The organism is Archangium violaceum, assembly GCF_016859125.1.
Taxonomy (GTDB): domain Bacteria; phylum Myxococcota; class Myxococcia; order Myxococcales; family Myxococcaceae; genus Archangium; species Archangium violaceum_A.
The window spans coordinates 4,053,598-4,070,885 of record NZ_CP069338.1 but is presented as its reverse complement, the minus strand read 5'-3'; the positions used below and the strand labels follow the sequence as shown (position 1 = coordinate 4,070,885).

The window sequence follows — 17,288 nt, the reverse complement described above, 5'->3', positions numbered from 1 at the left end:
GCACCCCTCACGCGCGGGCCTCGCCGCCATGCACCGGCAGGCTCACGCGGAAGGTGGTGCCCCGGCCCGCCTCGCTCTCGACGGAGATCTTCCCGCCGTACGCGGAGATGATGCTCTGGCACACCGAGAGCCCCAGCCCGCTGCCCTCGCCCACGGGCTTGGTGGTGAAGAACGGCTCGAAGACGCGCTCCAGCTTGTCCTCGGGGATGCCGCAGCCCGTGTCGCGCACCTCCACGGTGACCCGCTGGCTGTCGTCCACGCGAGCGACGAGCTGGATTTCGTTGCGCTCCACCTGACCCGGCGTGATGGCGTGCGCCGCGTTGATGAGCAGGTTGAGGAACACCTGGCACAAGCGGGCGCTGTTGCCGTGGACCGGCGGCACGTTCTCCACCTGCTGCACCAACCGCGCGCGGTCGCGAATCTCGTGCGCCGCCATCTTCGCCGCGCTGCGCACCACCTTCACCAGGTCCACCGGGCCGCTCTCCCGGTCATCCGGGTGGGACAGCATCTTGAGATCCCTCACGATGAGGCGCACGCGCTCGGCCCCCTCGCGGGCCTCGGCGAGTGCCTCCAACAACTCCCGGCGCTCCGCCGTGGGCGCCGCTTCCAACTCCGTCACCACCTGCTGGGCATAGTTGAGGTTGCTGAGGATGAAGGTGAGCGGGTTGTTGATTTCGTGGCCCACGCCCGCCGCGAGCTGACCGATAGTGGCCAGCCGGTCGGTGAAGAGGAGCTGGGCCTGGGCGGACTGGAGCTGCTTCACGCTGTCGGTGAGCCGGACATTGGCCTCCTCCAGCTGGGCGGTGCGCTGGTGCACCGTCTCCTCCAGCAGGGCGTTGTAGCGGCGCATCTCCCGCTCCGAGGCCTCCGCCTCCGCCTTGGCGAGCCGCTCCCGCTCCCGCACGGAGTCCCGGAGCTGGGCGGCCATCCGGTTGATGGCCTGCGCCATCAGGTCGTACTCGTCGATGTCCCCGTTCACCGGCAGCTCGCTGTGGAGATCACCCGCGCCGATGCGCTCCGCGCCACGCAGCAGCGTCCGAAGCGCGCGGCGGATGTTCAGGTAGATGAGGATCGCCAGCGAGAACACGAGCGTCAGGGCCACGAACGGGGCGAACAGCCCGAGCAGCTGGCCCCATTGGAGCGTCCGCTGACCGTAGAGCTTGTGTGCATCCAGATCCGTGCGCTCCAGCGCCCAGGCCTTCTCCAGGCTCGGAACCACCTGCTCGCGGAAGTCGGAGAGCGCCTCGTGCAGCAGCGTGGCCTCCGACCCCGCCGGGGCCTCCCTCACGCGCGCCTCGCTGCTCCGCAACCAGTGCAGGTGCGCCCGCTCGAGCTGCTCGATGCGCAGGAGCTCCTCCGCCTCGGAGCCCGCCAGGTGCTCCTGCCGCACCAACGCCCGCAGGCGCGAGTAGCCCACCTGGGCAAGCGTCTCCTGCTCCGCGAGCAGTCCCCGGGTATCACCTCCCGTCCCATGCGCCTGGAGCAGCGCATGCAGGAACCCGAGCGCGTCGTCCGTCACCCGGCCGTAGAACTCCGTCTGCTCCTGGATGGCGAGCAACCGCTCCAGCCCCCCTTGTCCGCGGCTCGCCAGGGCGAAGAGCGTCCCTCCCAGCAGCGCGACGAGCCCCACCGCCACCGCAGCGAAGACCAAGATCCTGGCGCGCACTGTCATCTTCTGGTCTCACTCCCGGAATCCCGGATCAGCTATCCAACACTGGATTCCACCCGAAGATGGAGCAGTCCTCCAGCCTCCCCAGGACTGGAAACCGCACCTGACTCTGGTGTATGGAGGAGGCCTACGGACGAGAGCCGGGACGCCTCACGAGCCGCCGGCCTCCGCGCGCATGCACGGAAGCGTCGGTGGTGTCTGTGAACGGCTTCACACCCCCGGGGTGAGTCGATTCACAGCCCCCGGAGGGCCGTAGCGGTATCACTTCATCTTGGGAACAGGGACTCGCTTCCCGTTGAACCCGAACGCCGCGCCCGAGGTGCGAGCGGAGTGATGCCGGTGCGAGGTTGCCGCAGACCATGTCTCGAGGGGGGACTGGCCGGCAAGAAGACCTCGCAGGGGGGGACTCCGCCCCGCTCCGCCTCGGGACGGTATGTGGAGGCCACGCTGGGGGGTGTGGCCTTCGACACGGGTCCGGGAAACACGGTCACGCCGGGGGGGCGTGGTCTTGTCTCATGTCCCAAGGGGCCAGGGGGCCGCGCTGGGGGGCGCGGCCTCCACCCATGTTTTCTCCCCGCCCTGCTTCGCGTCAGTCCACGTCGCGGCGCAGGCGCTCGATGTCCAGGATGGTGATCTGCCCGTTCTCATACGAGATCACTCCCGCGCGGGCGTAGTAGCGCAGCCACTTGTTGACGCTCTCGCGCGTCACCCCGCACAGGCTGGCCAGCTCCGCCTGGGTGATTTTGGGGATGACGATTCCGCCATTGGGAGCGGGCTGGCCCTGCCTCTCGGCCAGGTCCAACAGCACCCGCGCCAGCCTCGCCCGCGCATCCAGGAAGGCCGCGTCATGCACCAGCTGGGTGACGCGCCGCACCATGCGGCTGAGCACCGCCAGCAGCCCCATGGCCACCTGCGGGCGCTCGCTCAGGAAGCGCCGGAAATCATTCTGATGCAGGATCAGCAGGTGGGTCTCCTCGCGCGCCACGGCGTCCGTCGAGCGCGGCTCCCCGTCCAGCAGCGCCAGCTCCCCGAAGGATTCCCCACGACCCAGCAGCGCCAGGATGACCTCCTTGCCCTCCGACGAGCTCAGGCGGATGGCCACCTCTCCCCTGCGGACGATGAAGAGCGCCGTGCCCACATCGCCCTGGTGGAAGATGATCTCACCTTTTTTATAGGGCCGTTGTTGCAGCAATCCCGATAGGGTCTCCAGTTCCTCGTTCGCGAGGTGCTCGAACATGGGGATATGGGCCAGCAGCTGCGAGTACGACATGAGGGCACCTCAGGGCATCCGGAACGGCGAAGCAGGCGAACACCGGAAGTCTCCACCTCCTGTCGCCCACGTCCAAACCTTATCGGCTTTACCCCGGATGAGAATGTCCCCTCGCCCGCCCTCCGCCCGTGTCACACCGTCCCGGGGGCGCATTGACCGAGGAGTCCGCTTGCGAAATGATACGGCCATGGTGTAACGCCAAGCCCAGCACGCGTGGATGCCACGGCGGCGTTCCTCGAAGCTCGACGAGCGCATGACCGCAGAGGCTCCCTCACCCGCCACGGCTCCCCGCCCCCAGTGCCCACGTTGTGGGACGGTGGTGCCGCTCGTGGGTCCCGGGACGCAGGTCATCCGTTGCGCGGGATGTGGTGCCGCCCTGCAGGTGAGCGCGCGTCCGCTGGATCCTCCGAAGCCTCCCGACACGCCTGCCGCCCCGGCCCCGGAGGAAGCGGCGCCACGCCCTCGCCGCCGTCCCATGGTGGAGGTCTCCGGCCCCCGGCGCGCGGAGCCGCAGCCCGTCCACACCTTCACCGTCGACCTCTCGCAATCCGACATCGACACGGAGTCGCTCGGACCCCAGGCGGTGCCCACTCCTCCGGCGCCCGCTTCAGTACCCGCTCCGGTGCCGCCCCCCGCCAGTGTCGAGACGCCCTGGTTCGCCGAGGACATCGAGCGGCTGCCGGAGGCGAGCATGAGCCTCGGACAGCTCGCGCTGGAGGGCTTCGAGCCCTTCCCCGCCCTGCCGCGCGCGGCCCCGGCACGCCCGCCTGGAGCGCCCGCGACCCATTTGCAGGGGAAATGAAGGCAATCCAGCAGGCTGGTGCGCTGACGACCAGGCTCGCCACCCCATGCAAGCCCGGCACGGGGCGGTGGGGTATCATGGCGCGGACGCGCGGTTCGGCGACGGTACGCATCCGAGGAGGGAGTGGAGGAAGCGCGATGAGGAACGCAACCAGCATGGAGCCGTCGATGGGCTCCTCGGCGGACCTCCAGGCGGCACGGCAGGGCTGCATCGAGCTGGGACGTCAGGCAGAGGGCATCGCCGAGCTGGTGCTCCCCCTGCTGCGCCAGGCGACCCAGGAGCTCGGCCGTCTGGAGACGCAACGCGATGAGCTGCGCAAGACGGGCGCCCGCGAGACGCTCCTGAACGTGTTGCCCCGGCTGATCGAGCGCATCGAGGAGCAGGGCCAGCTCGTCAAACGTCTGGAACGGGCCGGCCGCGGACTCAAGGAGCTCATCTCCGGGCTCGGTGGGCTGAGCGAGCAGTTCCAGAGCGGGCTCGCGCGGCGGGAAGCGGAGCTGCGCGAGCAGGAGGCCATCACCCGCGAGGAGAAGCGGCTGTGGCTCCAGGAGCTCAACACCCTGCGCGAGCAGGTGCGCGCCCAGGGCGGACAGGAGACGGCCACGGGTCCTTCGTCGGCACTGCAGGAGGAGCTGCGGCGGCTGCGCGCCGAGGCCGAGGTCCTGCCCAGGCTGCGCGCCGAGCGGGAGCGGCTCGCCCTGCGCGTGGCCGAGCTCGAGAAGAACCTCACCACCCGGGAGCAGACGCTCGAGGCCAAGGAGCACACCATCGAGGATCTGCGCAGGATGATCGTCCTGCTCACGGGGGACACGGCCACCTCCGCCCCGTCCTCGCCCACCGCGCCCAAGCCGGTGCCACCGCCCATCAACGTCGCCCCGCCCCCGCCCAGGGTGGCCCCGGCCAGGCCCGTGAGCCGACCGGTCGACAAGACGCCGGAGATTCCCTTCGGCAACAACACGCTGCAGCTGGCCAACGGCCAGGGGGAGACGCTGGGCTCGGAGACTCCCGTGAGCCGGCCCCCCGTGCCGGCGATCACCCCGGTGCCAGAGCGCAAGGTTCCGAGCATGGAGGTCCTGCTCGGCCCGCTCGACGCGCTGGAGGCGCCCCCACCGGCGATGCCGCCCCCCGTGCCGTCCGTACCGCCCGTGCCCGTGGTGTCCACCGTGGCGGCCAAGGCCCCCATGCCCAAGGCGAGCACGCGAGCGCCCTCGGGTCCGGCCAAGACGCCCGCGCCCATCCCGGGTCCCCTCCCGCCCCGGCTTCCACCCTCCCGGCCCGGCACCCTCGTCATCAGCGAGGACATGTTCAACGAGATGCTCGTCGAGGAGAATCCACTCCTCGGCGGACCCGGTAAGAAATGAGCACGCCGTCCGGGCAACTCACACTGCCGGCCCGCTTCGGCCGTTATGTCCTGCTCAGCCACCTCGGACGCGGCGGCATGGCGGACATCTACCGGGGCATCGCGCTCGGGGCCAACGGCTTCGCCAAGCCGGTCGTCCTCAAGCGCGTGCTGCCGGAGGCCATCCAGCAGGAGGCGGCGGTGAGGATGTTCATCGAGGAGGCGCGGCTGTCGGCGCTCCTCCAGCACATGAACATCGCCCAGATCTTCGACTTCGGAGAGCACCGCGGCGAGTACTTCATCGCTATGGAGTTCATCCACGGCCGCGACCTGCACGATCTGATGCGGCGCGTGGGGACGAAGGGCAAGGGCCTGCCCGTCCACATCGCCTGCTACATCGCCATGGAGGTGCTCAAGGGGCTGGACTACGCCCACCGTGCGCGCTCGGCCGCGGGCGAGCCCCTCCACCTGGTGCACCGCGACGTCAACCCCACCAACATCATCCTCTCCTTCGAGGGAGAGGTGAAGCTGCTGGACTTCGGCGTGGCACTGGTGGGCAACACCGATACCGGCAACAACGTGCGCGGCAAGCCGGGCTACATCCCCCCCGAGCAGCTCTCCCGGAAGAAGGCGGATGGGCGCGGCGACATCTTCGCGCTCGGCATCACCCTGTACGAGATGCTGGCCCGCAGGCACGCCTTCAAGGGCAGCACGATGATGGACATCCTCAAGCAGACGGTGGCGCTCAAGGCCGTGCCATTGCGGCTGCAGGATGCCGCCCCCTTCGTGCCGGAGCCGCTGTGCGCGGTGGTCAACCGGTGCATGCTCGCCAACCCGGACGAGCGCTTCCAGACGGCCGCCGACGTGCTCGACGCGCTCGACGAGTTCCTGCTGTCCGCCGGCCTGCGCGTGTCCCAACGCGACCTGGCCGCGCTGATGGCCACCTACTACGAGCCGGAGGTGCGCGCGCCTCCCGTGCAGCCTCCCATCCCCGCGGAGCTGCTGGAGCAACCGCCGCCCGCCCAGCCCACGGCCCCCACCTTCACGGTGCGCGAGCCGGGAGGCGGCCTCTACCTCATGAAGCTGGGCGAGGACGACGTGCAGCTCCTCTTCGCCTCCGGGAAGCTGTCGCCCGAGGCGCAGGTGTCCCAGTCCGGCGGGCCCTTCCTGAACCCCTCGGCCTTCCCCCGCTTCAGCGCCGCGGCGGCCTCGGCCCGCGAGCGCCTCGAGGCCCGCCGCAAGACGGCCTCCCCGCCCCGCTACGCCGGCAACCTGGCGCTGGTCCCTCCCCTGCGCGTCATGGCCCGGCTGATGCTGGCCCGGGCCACCGGCCGGCTCCACTTCGAGCACAACCGCACCCACAAGGAGCTCTTCCTCAAGGCGGGGCAGATCATCGCGGTGCGCTCGAGCCTGGCCGCGGACCGCTTCGGCCCCTTCCTGCTCAACACCGGGAAGCTGTCCCTGGAGCAGTGGCAGCGGGCGGTGGAGAACACGCGCCCCTTCTCCGGCCGGCTGATGGACGCACTGCTCATGTCCCGGGTCCTCTCACCGTCGGAGCTGGCGGAGTGGACGCTCGAGCACCGGCGCACCGTGGCGCTCGGCCTGCTGGGCTGGACGGCCGGCCGCTACGCCTTCTTCGAGCACGAGACGCCCATCAACGACGGAACCGAGGAGCGGCTGGGCGGACTGGCGCTGCTCAACGAGGGCCTGCGCGCGCACTACCCGCTGGAGCGCCTGGTGCGCGAGCAGGAAGCACTGCGCCACAAGCCGCTCTACCGCAACCTGGACGCCCCCGTGGCCGCCAGCGACCTGGCGCTCTCGGCCTCCGAGCTGCGCACCGCCTCATTGCTCAACAAGCCGGGAAATACCCTGAGCGCCGCCCTTGCGGAACTCAAGCGTCCGGAGGATGAAGTAGCCCTGCGCCGCGTGGCGCTGCTCTTCACCGAGGTAGGGCTCCTGGCGGAGGCCTGAGACACCGCCAGGGGGGGACGGGAGGTATGGGAATCGTTCTCGGAATCGACCTGGGCACGACCAATAGCTGCATGGCCATGGTCGACGCGGCCACGGGACAGGCCCGCGTACTGCCCAACCGCGAGGGCGAACGCACCACCCCGTCCTTCGTCGGCTTCGATGCCTCGGGCCGCGTGACGGTGGGCAGCGCGGCGCGCCGTCAGGCCGTGCTCCACCCGCGCGACACCGTCTACGGCGTGAAGCGCCTCATCGGCCGGCGCTTCTCGGACCCCGCCGTGCAGCGGCTCATGAAGCTGCTGCCCTACGAGGTGGTCGCCGATCCCTCCGGCAACGCCGCGGTGCGCGTGCACGGCCAGGTGATGACCCCCGCCGAGGTGTCCAGCCACGTGCTGCGCTACCTCAAGGAGAGCGCCGAGGCCCAGCTCGGCCAGGGCGTGGAGGGCGCCGTCATCACCGTGCCCGCCTACTTCGACGAGGTGCAGCGCCAGGAGACGAAGCTCGCCGGCCAGCGCGCCGGGCTCACCGTGCACCGGCTCCTCAACGAGCCCACCGCCGCCATGCTCGCCTGCCGCTTCGACGAGTCGCGCCCGGAGAACATCGCCGTGTTCGACCTGGGCGGCGGCACCTTCGACATCTCCCTCCTTCACGTGGAGGAAGAGGTGGTGCAGGTGCTCGCCACCTGCGGGGACAACTTCCTCGGCGGCGACAACTTCGACGAGCTCGTGGTGGAGGCCCTGCGCCGCATCTTCCTCAAGCAGACCGGGATGGATCTCACCGGCAACCCCGAGGCCCTCTGGCGCCTGAAGGAGGCCGCCGAGTCCACCAAGCGCACCCTCTCCGAGAGGGACGTGACGTCCATCGACCTGGCCTACCTCGTGGCCCTCCCCGAGGGGCCGCTGCACCTGTCCATCCCCTCCTTCTCGCGCACGCTCCTGGAGAACCTGGTGGCCCGGGAGCTGGAGCGGCTGCGCGCCCCGTGCGAGCAGGCGCTCGAGGACGCGGGCCTCACCGTCGAGGACATCCACCGCGTCATCCTCGTGGGCGGCATGACGCGCATGCCCTCGGTGCGCGCGCGCGCGGAGGCGTACCTCGGCCACCCCGGCGAGCGCTCCGTCAACCCCGACGAGGCCGTGGCCATCGGCGCCGCGCTCGAGGCGGACATCGTCGCCGGCATCTCCCCCGAGACGCCCAGGGTGCTGCTGCTGGACGTGCTCTCGCGCAGCCTGGGCATCCGCACCGAGGGCGGCCGCTTCAGCGTCCTCATCCCCCGCAACACCACCATCCCCACCCGCGAGACGAAGGTGTTCGCCACCACCTTCGACCAACAGACGCACGTGGACATCGAGGTGTACCAGGGCGAGTCACCCACCGTGGACGGCAACCGCTACCTCGGAGAGCTGCAACTGGCGGGGCTCACCCCCGCGGCGGCTGGCGCGGTGCGGGTGGCCGTGGACTTCACCATCGACGCGGACGGAATCCTCCAGGTCACCGCGAGAGAGCCCTCCACCGGCCGCAAGGCCGAGGCTACTCTGCGCCCTCCCACCGCCACCTCGCCCTGAAAGGAGGATGCGCCCATGTCCCCCCAGGACCCGTCCCCCTTCCACGACAAGAATCCCTTCGAGGTGCTCGGCCTGCGCGGCACGGAGGACCTGCCCGCCATCCGCAAGGCCTTCCTGGCCATCGCCGGGCGCTCGCACCCGGACCGGCTCCGCATGAAGTCCCCGGAGGAGAAGGCCCAGGCCCTGGAAATCTTCTTGAGCGCCAAGAAGGCCTTCGAGGTGCTCTCCCAGCCGGACAAGCGGCGCGAGTGGAGCGAACGGATGGCCCACGCGAAGCCGGCCCCCGAAGCCCCGCCCCGTACCCCCACCACTCCGATAACGCCTATCACTCCAATACAGCCCATCCCCGAGCCGAAGCCGGCGGCGGCGCCTCCCGCGCGCGGCGGACCCCTGCCCGCCGCCGCGGCGCTCCAGCTCTACAAGCTCGGCATGCTGGCCCTGGAGTCCGCCGACTACGCCCGGGCACTCGAGCTGTTCGCCCGCGCCACCCGGGTGTCGCCCTCGCCCCGCCACCAGGCCATGGAGCAGGTGTCCCGCGGCTACCAGTACCTCACCACGCGCTTCTTCGAGCGCGCGCGCGAGAGCTTCGAGCGCGCCCTCCAGCTCCTGCCGGAGTGCCGCGAGGCCAGGGCGGGCCTCGAGCTGCTCGACAAGCAGTCGGGCCGCTCCCTCAAGGGACGCTAGCGCCGCGCCCCCTCACTGGATGGTGATGGGCATGTTGTAGAGGAAGCACACCGGCACCTTCTGGGGCTTGTACTGCCAGCCATCCTTGATGCCCGCGATGATGTCCTCGTCCGCGCCGGGCACCGACTTCACCGCCGTCACTTCGTAGACGTTGCCGTCCGTGGACACGCAGATGCGGTACATGCCGTTGACCGTGCCCATGTTGCGGTGCGACTGCTTGAAGACCTCCGACAGCCGCGGCTTCGTCTGACGCACCACATCGCGCTGGATGACGAACGGCGGCACGTTCTTGGGCTTCACCGGCGCCTCCCCCGTGCCCCCGAGCTGCCCACCCACCACGCCTCCCACCACGCCCCCGACCACTCCTCCCACCACGCCGCCCTGCACCCCTCCCTCGACTCCACCCGCCACGCCCGCCGGGTTCTCCACCGCCGTGGGCTCGGGCTCGGGCTCGGGGGTCGGCTCCGGCTCCGGCTCCGGCTCGGGCTCCTTGGGCTTCTCCTCCACCTTGATGGGCTCGATCTTCTCCGGCTGGCGGATCACCACCTCCTTGCGGGGGGTGGGCTTGCGCTGCACCACCGAACGCACCGCTCCGGAAGGCGGAGGCGGCGGAGGAGGCGGCGGCGGAAGCTGCCGCATCAGCGACACCGCCACCTCCTTCTCCTCCTCCACCGGCTTCTCCCGCGGGCTCGCCATGAACAACAGGGCCCCGATGATCCCAACGTGGACAACCAGGGAAAACAGGGCAGGACCGAACAGGTGGGAAGACTGTGGGGCGGTTTGCTGCGCGAACATGGTGCCTGGCGGGAGAGGGGAACCCTCTCATAGCGCGAATCCCTGGCGCTGTCTTCCCTACTCCCGGGGTCACCGAGTGACGTTCATGTGAAAACGGCCACCCGATTGGAAAAGTTCCTCAACTGTTGATACACGGCCGTCCCGGCAGCGGCCGCCGTTCGCTATCCAACGTCCGTGTCGCGAGCCACCTCCCCCCGTTTCCCCGCGAGGCTCTCGTGCAGACGAAGCAGAAGTGGGCACTGACGCTGACGGTGGCGTTGGGTGCCATCTCTTGTGGTGGCTCGACCGAGCCGGGCGATCCCTACATGGGATTCATCGACGGTACCGCGCTCGACTCGAAGTTCCAGACCCCCAGCACCTGTGGCAAGGAATTCAAGACGAAGTGCACCTCCTATGAGCCGGTGAAGGCCTACACCGGTGGTGAGGAGCTGTCCTTCTACAACCTGGGTTACATCACGAACGCGCCGAAGGACGCCGATTCGCGTCCGGTGCTGCCGGCCAGCGCGGTGAAGGGCACCGCCTACGACTTCCCCGAGGGCTGCAAGACGGGCAAGGAGTACAACCAGCGCACCGACGCGTACCGCGAGGACATGCAGTACCCCGTGCTAGACACGCTCCCGCTGAAGGACACCAGCAACGGCGCGATGGTGCTGCCGCTGGTCAAGGTGCAGAACTGGACGGGCGTGTCGCAGTACACCTGCAACGCCATCAAGAACGCCCAGTCCCTCCGGGACGGTGACTTCGGTGGCGCCGCGGCCGAGGGCGAGTCGTATGCCCTGCGCGCGGTCATCGACATGACGTACCTGCCCGCGCGGCCCTCGGCCCAGGCGGTCTACGGGTGGTACCGCGGCCTGCAGCTCGCCTACCTGGATGGGGGCGCGGTGCCGGTGGAGGCGGATGGCAACCTGAAGGTGATGGACGGCGTGTGGGTCAAGACGTCCTCCGCCACCTCTCCCACCGCTCCCGGCGTCAGGCTGGTGCTCCAGGCGAAGCCGGGCGAGGAGAAGTGGTCCCCGGTGGTGCGGCTGCGCGAGGTCTCGGGCACCGGCACCTATACGCGGCTCTGCTACGACCCGCCGTGCGCCGAGGACGCCATCGACATGACCGCGAAGCCCACCTACACCGGCGTGCTCTTCCTGGTGGCGAGCCCGCAGTGAGTCCCTCCTCTTCCCCCGAGATTGCCCCCATGACGACTTCCCTTCTGCTCCGCGGCCGGGCCCTGCTGCTGGTGCTGCTGGCGCTCGCCGTGCCCATGTCCGCGCTCGCCGCGGGCGAGAACTACGGCCGCGTCTCCGGCTACGTGTACGACCCCACCGGGACCCCGCTCGCCGAGGTGCCCCTCACCATCAGCGGCCCCGCGCTCCAGCAGCCCATCTCCCGCACCAGCGGCGAGGACGGCCGCTTCGAGTTCGGCCAGGTCCCCCCCGGCGAGGGCTATGTCCTCGAGGTGGCGGTGGAGGGATTCACCCCCATCAAGAAGACCGGCATCATCGTCCGCCTGGGCCAGAACACGCCCGTGGACGTGAAGCTGGAGGTGCTCACCGAGACGCAGGCGGTGGCCACCTATGAAATCGTGGAGAAGGTCAACCCCATCATCAACCCCGACTCGGCGCAGACGGGCGCGGTGCTGACGGCGGAGAAGGTGGCCTCCACGCCCATCTTCAACCAGGTGCAGGCCATCCCGCAGCTGGTGGCCGGCGTCGGCCCGGGCAACGCCCCGAGCAGCCGCGGCGGTCTGTCTCGCTGGGGCAAGTTCTACGTGGACGGCATGGACACCACCGACGTATCCGACGGCTCCATCACCGCCACGATGAACTACTACGCGGTGGAGAACTTCGAGGTCATCACCGGCGGCCTGGATGCCCAGTACAACTCGCTGGGCATGATCGAGAACGTCGTCACCAAGTCGGGCTCCAACGAGTTCACCTACGACGTCTCGCTCATCCTCTCGCCCTCCTGGGGCAACGCCAAGGCGCAGTACGCCTCGAACCAGGGCACGGGTACGGGCAACTACGTCCAGAACACCGCCAAGCAGGCGGAGACCTCGTTCTACGCGCCGCTGGTGGCCTTCGGCGGCCCCATCGTCAAGGACCGGCTGTGGTTCTACGCCAGCGGTCAGTGGAACCTCTCCCACAAGGAGACGCCGCTCACCATCAACGGCGCCCAGGAGAACCGCCCCAAGGACACGCAGACCAAGCTGGCCCGGCTGAAGCTCACCTGGCAGCCCACGAGCAAGGACCGCGTGTCCTTCGCCGTCAACGTCGACAACAACACCATCACCAACAACATCAGCAACGCGGACACGGCGCTCGATGCCGAGTCGCGCATCAACCGCGGCGGCTACTTCCTCATCGGTAACTACGACCACAACTTCACCGACAACGTCCTGTTCCAACTGCAGACGGGTGCCACCTACAAGAACGTGTACCTGGGTCCGCAGAACGACAACATGGACGCCATCTCGCACGCGGACTCGGAGAACGACTACTTCACCACGGGCTCCTCGGGCTCGCTCTCCAGCAGCGTCCCGGGCAACTACTCCACCGAGGACAAGTGGCGCTTCCAGTTCGACCCCACCCTGCTCTTCAAGGCGGGCGCGCACCAGATGAAGGCGGGCGTGCAGCTCGGCTATCTGTCGGGCACGCAGGAGGTCGGCACCACCGGCAACGTGCGCTACACGGACGTGGGCGGCATCTGCAACCCGGATGACCCGAGCACCTTCGCGTACTGCAACACGCGCACCCTCTTCTTCAACCAGGACAAGGTGCTGGGCGCCAACACCACCAGCGCCTCCGTGGCGCAGCTGGGCGCCTTCTTCCAGGACCGCTGGACCGTCAACCGCCAGCTCACGGTGATGGCGGGTCTGCGAGCCGACGTGGCCCGGCTGTACGCCGATGACAGCACCTTCATCACCAACCTGGTGGGCATCGGACCGCGTCTGTCGGCCACGTATGACATCACCGGCGACCGCAAGACGCTGCTCAAGGCGCACTACGGCCGCTCCAACGAGATGGGTGACGTCTACATCTCCCAGCACGCCAACCCCGCCATCTACCAGGTGACGTCGACCTTCGATAAGGCGGCCAACATCTTCCCGGACTGCACCCCGGACACCACCACGCTGAAGGGCTGCCGCATCTCGGGTGGCGCTAGCGGCCGCTACTTCGACAAGACGCACACGCCCCCGAGCGTGGATGAGATCAGCCTGGGCCTGCACCGCGAGGTGGCCGAGGGCGCGGTGATTGGCGCGGACCTCACCTACCGCCGCTACAACAACCTGTGGATCGACGAGGAGGTCAACCAGATCTGGGACCCCACCGGCACGCGTATCGTGGGCTACGTGGACGGCCAGAACCACTCCGTGTTCAAGATCACCAACCCGGACGACGCCTGGCGTGACTACAAGGGCATCGACCTGTGGACCCAGGGCAAGCTGGGCCGCTGGGACCTGCTGGCCAGCTACACCCTGGCGTTCAGCAACGGCACGGTGGGCAGCTACTTCGATGGCTACGGCAGCAACCCGCGCATGAAGTACCTGTTCGAGGGCCCGACGCCGGACGACATCCGCCACACCATCAAGGGCTCCGTCGGCTACGCGACCACCTTCGGCCTCGATTTCGGCATCCGCTTCCGCTACCTGACGGGCACGCCGCTGTGGATGAATCAGAACCAGAGCAACCCCAGCACCGTCATCTACCGCTCGCCGCGCGGCACCGGCTACGCCTTCGACGGGGGCTCGCCGAACTTCAACGATCCGTCGACCATCTCCGAGCTGCGCAACCCGGACCAGTTCATCATCGACGCGCAGGCCCGCTACGACGTGGGCCGGCTCTTCCAGATGAAGAACAAGCTGGAGCTGACCATGATGGTGGTGAACGCGCTGAACAACACCGACGCCAACACGCTGTATGACCGTTGGAGTCCGGGTTCCACCACCTACGGCATGGCGCGCTACCGCACCAGCCCGCTGCAGGCGGAGCTGCTGCTGCGCTTCCGCAACTAGCGTCAAAGGCAGACACGCCGTGAATCCGGGGCCCTCCGCGAGCGATCGCGGGGGGCCTCTGATTTTTGTATACGGTGCGCCCCATGTCCCTCCGACAGACGGCCCTCCTCTTCCCTCTCGTGCTGTCCCTCGCGTGCGCCACGCCGGCTCCAGCGGTGCGCGCCCCCACTCCCGAGGCCGCGCCTCCCGACCTGGTGCTGGTGGAGAGCAGCCCGGTGGAGACGACGCTGGACCACCCGGACATCCCAGACGCCAAGGACGTGTGGCCGAAGATGCTCGAGGGCGCCACGCGGACGGTGGACGTCGCCCAGTTCTACCTGAGCAACGAGCCGGGCAGCCGGCTGGAGCCGGTGGTGCGGGCGCTCGAGGCGGCGGCGGACCGCGGCGTGAAGGTGCGCGTGCTCGCGGAGGAGAAGTTCTACAAGACGTATCCGGAGACGCTCGAGCGGCTGGCGAAGCGGCCGGGCATCGAGATGCGCCGGATGGACACGGCGAAGTCCATGGGCGGCGTGCTGCACGCGAAGTACTTCGTCGTGGACGGGCGCGAGGCCTACCTGGGCAGCCAGAACTTCGACTGGCGCTCGCTGGAGCACATCCAGGAGCTCGGGCTGCGCATCCGCGTGCCCGAGGTGGTGCGCTCGCTGGTGGACGTCTTCGAGCTGGACTGGGCGCTGGCCGCGGGTGGAGAGAAGCCCCAGGTCGCGACGACCGCCGTGAGCGGCTCCTTCCCGGCTCGCGTCGAGGGCGGCTCGGTGCGCGTGACGCCCGCGCTCAGCCCCCAGGGCTGGCTGCCGGACCCGGCCACGTGGGACCTGCCCAAGTTGGTAAGGCTCATCGACGGAGCGAAGCACTCGGTGCGCGTACAGGTGCTCACGTACAAGGCGAAGGGCCGTGATGGGAGCACCTTCACCGACCTGGAGGAAGCGCTGAAGCGGGCCGCGGCGCGCGGCGTGACGGTGGAGCTGCTGGTGGCCGACTGGGGCAAGCGTAAGGGCACCATCGAGGGCCTGCAGGCGTTGCAGGCGCCGCCGGGGCTGACGGTGAAGATGGTCACCATTCCGCAGTGGTCGGGCGGGTTCGTCCCGTTCGCGCGCGTGGTGCACGCCAAGTACATGGTGGTGGATGGCGAGCGGGCCTGGGTCGGCACGAGCAACTGGGAGCGCGACTACTTCACGCAGAGCCGCAACGTGGGCGTCATCGTCGAGGGCGAGGCCTTCGCGCGTCAGCTCGAGCGCTTCTTCGCGGACACCTGGTCGAGCCCCTACTCGGAGCAGGTGGACCCGAAGGCCACCTACACCGCACCGAACATCAGCGGCACTCCGTAGGGGTATGTCCCCTCTCCCTTCGGGAGAGGGACGGGGTGAGGGTTCCAGGACCCCGGGTTGAACCCCGTGTCCACACTGAGGGCCACGGGTTGGAAGAACGGGCTCGGATACCCTCACCCCCCGCCCTCTCCCAGAGGGAGAGGGAGTCACACCCGCGACGCGGCGACCGGCAGGGTGCGCAGGCGCTCCAGTTCCTCGCGGGAAAGGGGATCCTCCCCTCGCAGGAAGCGCTCCAGGTGGCCCAGCGAGTCGACGCCGAAGAAGAGTTCCCCCTCCACCACGACCGTGGGCACACCGAAGCCGTCCAGCGACAGCAACTCCTGCGTGTTGCGGCGCACCTGGTCCTTCACCGCGGGCGTCTGCGAGGCCTCGAGCAGCGCCCGCGCATCGAGCCCCACCGAGGCGACGACGGCCCCCACCCGCTCCGGCTCCAGCAGGCCGCCGCTTCCGGCCCACACCGCCTCGTAGAGCGCGGAGACGAGCCGGCGCCGGGCCACCCCGTCCTCCACCGCCGCCGTCACCCGGAGCGCGAGCAGTGGGTTGAAGGGGTGCGCCGCGGGCATGACGAAGGGCACCCCGAGCTCGTGCGCGAGCCGCCGGGTGTGTTTGTAGATGTAGAAGCGCTTCTGCCGCACCTCCGCGGGCCCCGTCGTGCCGAGCGCGTTGAGCACGCCCGCGAAGAGGACCGGCACGAGCTCCAGCGGGCGGCCATGACGCTCGGCCAATGCCGGGAGCTGCGTCCACGCGAGGTAGGAGTACGGCGAGACGTAGTCGAAGAAGAAGCGGAGCGGAGCGCGGTTCATGGCGCCCCACTCTACGCCCGTCCGCGCCGGAACTCAGAAGCGGAAGCCGGCTGACACGCCCCCACCCCGCGGCGTCACCATCGGCATCACCATGAACAGAGGCCCACCCTTCGCCGAGGCCCCGCCCTTCGAGGCGCGGTGCTTCACCACCCACTGTCCGATGGCGTACCCCATGGCGCCTCCCCAGATGACATCGGAGAGGAAGTGGTAGTCGTCCATGACGATGGTGGCCGCGAAGAGCAGCCCGAAGGCGTGCAGCGCCAGCGTCAACGGCAGGTTGTCCAGGTAGGCCGTCGCCACGCCCATCATCGCGTAGAGACTGGCCGTGTGGCCCGAGGGCGTTCCGGCCGGGAAGAGGTTGAAGGATTCGGAGGGCCCGAAGATGCGGCCGAGCCCCTGGCCATTCCTCGGCCCCTCCCGGCCCAGCAGCAGCTTGAAGGTGAGATGGAAGGCCTGCGTCACCGCGAAGGCCTCGACCGTCAGTGACACATACTGCACGGCCCGGATGTCATTGTTCGCCAGACCCCAGGCGAGCAGACCCACCATCGGGGCCCAGAGCGCCGCGTTGACGAGCACGTCTCCCACCGGCGTCCAGACCCTGAAGTGGTCCGGCCCGAGCGCCTGCTGGATGGAGCGCTGGATGCGCGCATCGAAGGGATGGTTCAGCGGGAACATCAGCGCCCCCGTCGCGAGCGTCACCAGGGAGAAGGCCCCCCAGTCGTGAGGCTCCCAGAGCGCCATTCCCGCCGGGATGGCGACGATATCCGAGAGCACCCGCAGGGGCAGCATCAGGTTCCCATAACGGAACTCGTCACCCAGGAAGAGCCCGGGCCGCAACCTGCTGCTCGGCGACTCCGGAAGAGAGGGAAGCCGGACGCCACCCGGGCCACCGCCTCCCTCATCGTCCGGCACCTGCGCCGTCGAGGTGTCCCGAGGCGCCTCCGTCTCGGTCTGCGCGTGCGCCAGGGGGGCAGACACCAGGAGCAGGGCCACGAAATACCCGGCGAACCGGGACAGCCTTCGTCGTCGTGAAGCGCTCACGCGGATACCTCTCGTGCCACACCGGGC

13 protein-coding genes are annotated in these 17,288 nt (G+C 69.2%); 8 read left to right on the top strand and 5 right to left on the bottom strand.

Annotation, left to right across the window (positions count from 1 at the left end; all coding sequences use genetic code 11):
* Positions 1-7 precede the first annotated feature (7 nt).
* Together JQX13_RS17535 and JQX13_RS17530 are read right to left on the bottom strand one after the other, a co-directional pair.
* A complete protein-coding gene (locus tag JQX13_RS17535) occupies positions 8-1,666 on the bottom strand; it encodes a sensor histidine kinase (RefSeq protein WP_203410141.1) in 1,659 nt (552 codons plus the stop codon).
* A gap of 592 nt (positions 1,667-2,258) precedes the next feature.
* Positions 2,259-2,939, bottom strand: coding sequence for a Crp/Fnr family transcriptional regulator (locus JQX13_RS17530; protein WP_203410140.1), 681 nt, complete (start codon positions 2,937-2,939; stop codon positions 2,259-2,261).
* Between the two features lie 328 nt (positions 2,940-3,267).
* Here JQX13_RS17530 and JQX13_RS17525 point away from each other — a divergent pair, with 328 nt between their 5' ends.
* From JQX13_RS17525 to JQX13_RS17505, 5 genes are all read left to right on the top strand, one after another.
* Positions 3,268-3,741, top strand: a complete 474-nt coding sequence (locus JQX13_RS17525) for a hypothetical protein (protein WP_203410139.1) — start codon at positions 3,268-3,270, stop codon at positions 3,739-3,741.
* 137 nt (positions 3,742-3,878) lie between these two features.
* Positions 3,879-5,102: a hypothetical protein gene (locus JQX13_RS17520; RefSeq protein WP_203410138.1), complete on the top strand. Its 1,224-nt coding sequence runs from the start codon at positions 3,879-3,881 to the stop codon at positions 5,100-5,102.
* Positions 5,099-7,051, top strand: a complete 1,953-nt coding sequence (locus JQX13_RS17515) for a protein kinase domain-containing protein (protein WP_203410137.1) — start codon at positions 5,099-5,101, stop codon at positions 7,049-7,051. The genes JQX13_RS17520 and JQX13_RS17515 overlap by 4 nt, the downstream gene beginning before the upstream one ends.
* Positions 7,052-7,077: 26 nt before the next feature.
* Positions 7,078-8,610 (top strand): Hsp70 family protein, encoded by a 1,533-nt coding sequence (locus JQX13_RS17510; protein ID WP_203410136.1) that lies wholly within the window; start codon positions 7,078-7,080, stop codon positions 8,608-8,610.
* 15 nt (positions 8,611-8,625) lie between these two features.
* Positions 8,626-9,294, top strand: coding sequence for a tetratricopeptide repeat protein (locus JQX13_RS17505; protein ID WP_203410135.1), 669 nt, complete (start codon positions 8,626-8,628; stop codon positions 9,292-9,294).
* A 12-nt stretch (positions 9,295-9,306) separates the two neighbouring features.
* Here the strand turns inward: JQX13_RS17505 and JQX13_RS17500 are convergent, their stop codons facing one another.
* Positions 9,307-9,990: a PaxA gene (locus JQX13_RS17500; protein WP_239014802.1), complete on the bottom strand. Its 684-nt coding sequence runs from the start codon at positions 9,988-9,990 to the stop codon at positions 9,307-9,309.
* Positions 9,991-10,304: 314 nt separating this feature from the next.
* On the opposite strand from JQX13_RS17500, the gene JQX13_RS17495 reads away from it, so the two are divergent.
* The 3 genes from JQX13_RS17495 to JQX13_RS17485 all read left to right on the top strand — a co-directional run bounded on the left by JQX13_RS17495 (position 10,305) and on the right by JQX13_RS17485 (position 15,417).
* Positions 10,305-11,246: a hypothetical protein gene (locus JQX13_RS17495; RefSeq protein WP_203410133.1), complete on the top strand. Its 942-nt coding sequence runs from the start codon at positions 10,305-10,307 to the stop codon at positions 11,244-11,246.
* Between the two features lie 29 nt (positions 11,247-11,275).
* A complete protein-coding gene (locus JQX13_RS17490) occupies positions 11,276-14,092 on the top strand; it encodes a TonB-dependent receptor (RefSeq protein WP_203410132.1) in 2,817 nt (938 codons plus the stop codon).
* Between the two features lie 83 nt (positions 14,093-14,175).
* On the top strand, positions 14,176-15,417 hold the full coding sequence (locus tag JQX13_RS17485; protein ID WP_203410131.1) for a phospholipase D-like domain-containing protein: 1,242 nt from the start codon (positions 14,176-14,178) through the stop codon (positions 15,415-15,417).
* Between the two features lie 146 nt (positions 15,418-15,563).
* Here JQX13_RS17485 and JQX13_RS17480 read toward each other — a convergent pair whose 3' ends face one another.
* On the bottom strand, positions 15,564-16,220 hold the full coding sequence (locus tag JQX13_RS17480; protein WP_203410130.1) for a 2-hydroxychromene-2-carboxylate isomerase: 657 nt from the start codon (positions 16,218-16,220) through the stop codon (positions 15,564-15,566).
* A 33-nt stretch (positions 16,221-16,253) separates the two neighbouring features.
* Complete coding sequence (locus JQX13_RS17475) at positions 16,254-17,261, bottom strand: phosphatase PAP2 family protein (protein WP_203410129.1); 1,008 nt, start codon at positions 17,259-17,261, stop codon at positions 16,254-16,256.
* Between the last annotated feature and the right edge of the window lie 27 nt (positions 17,262-17,288).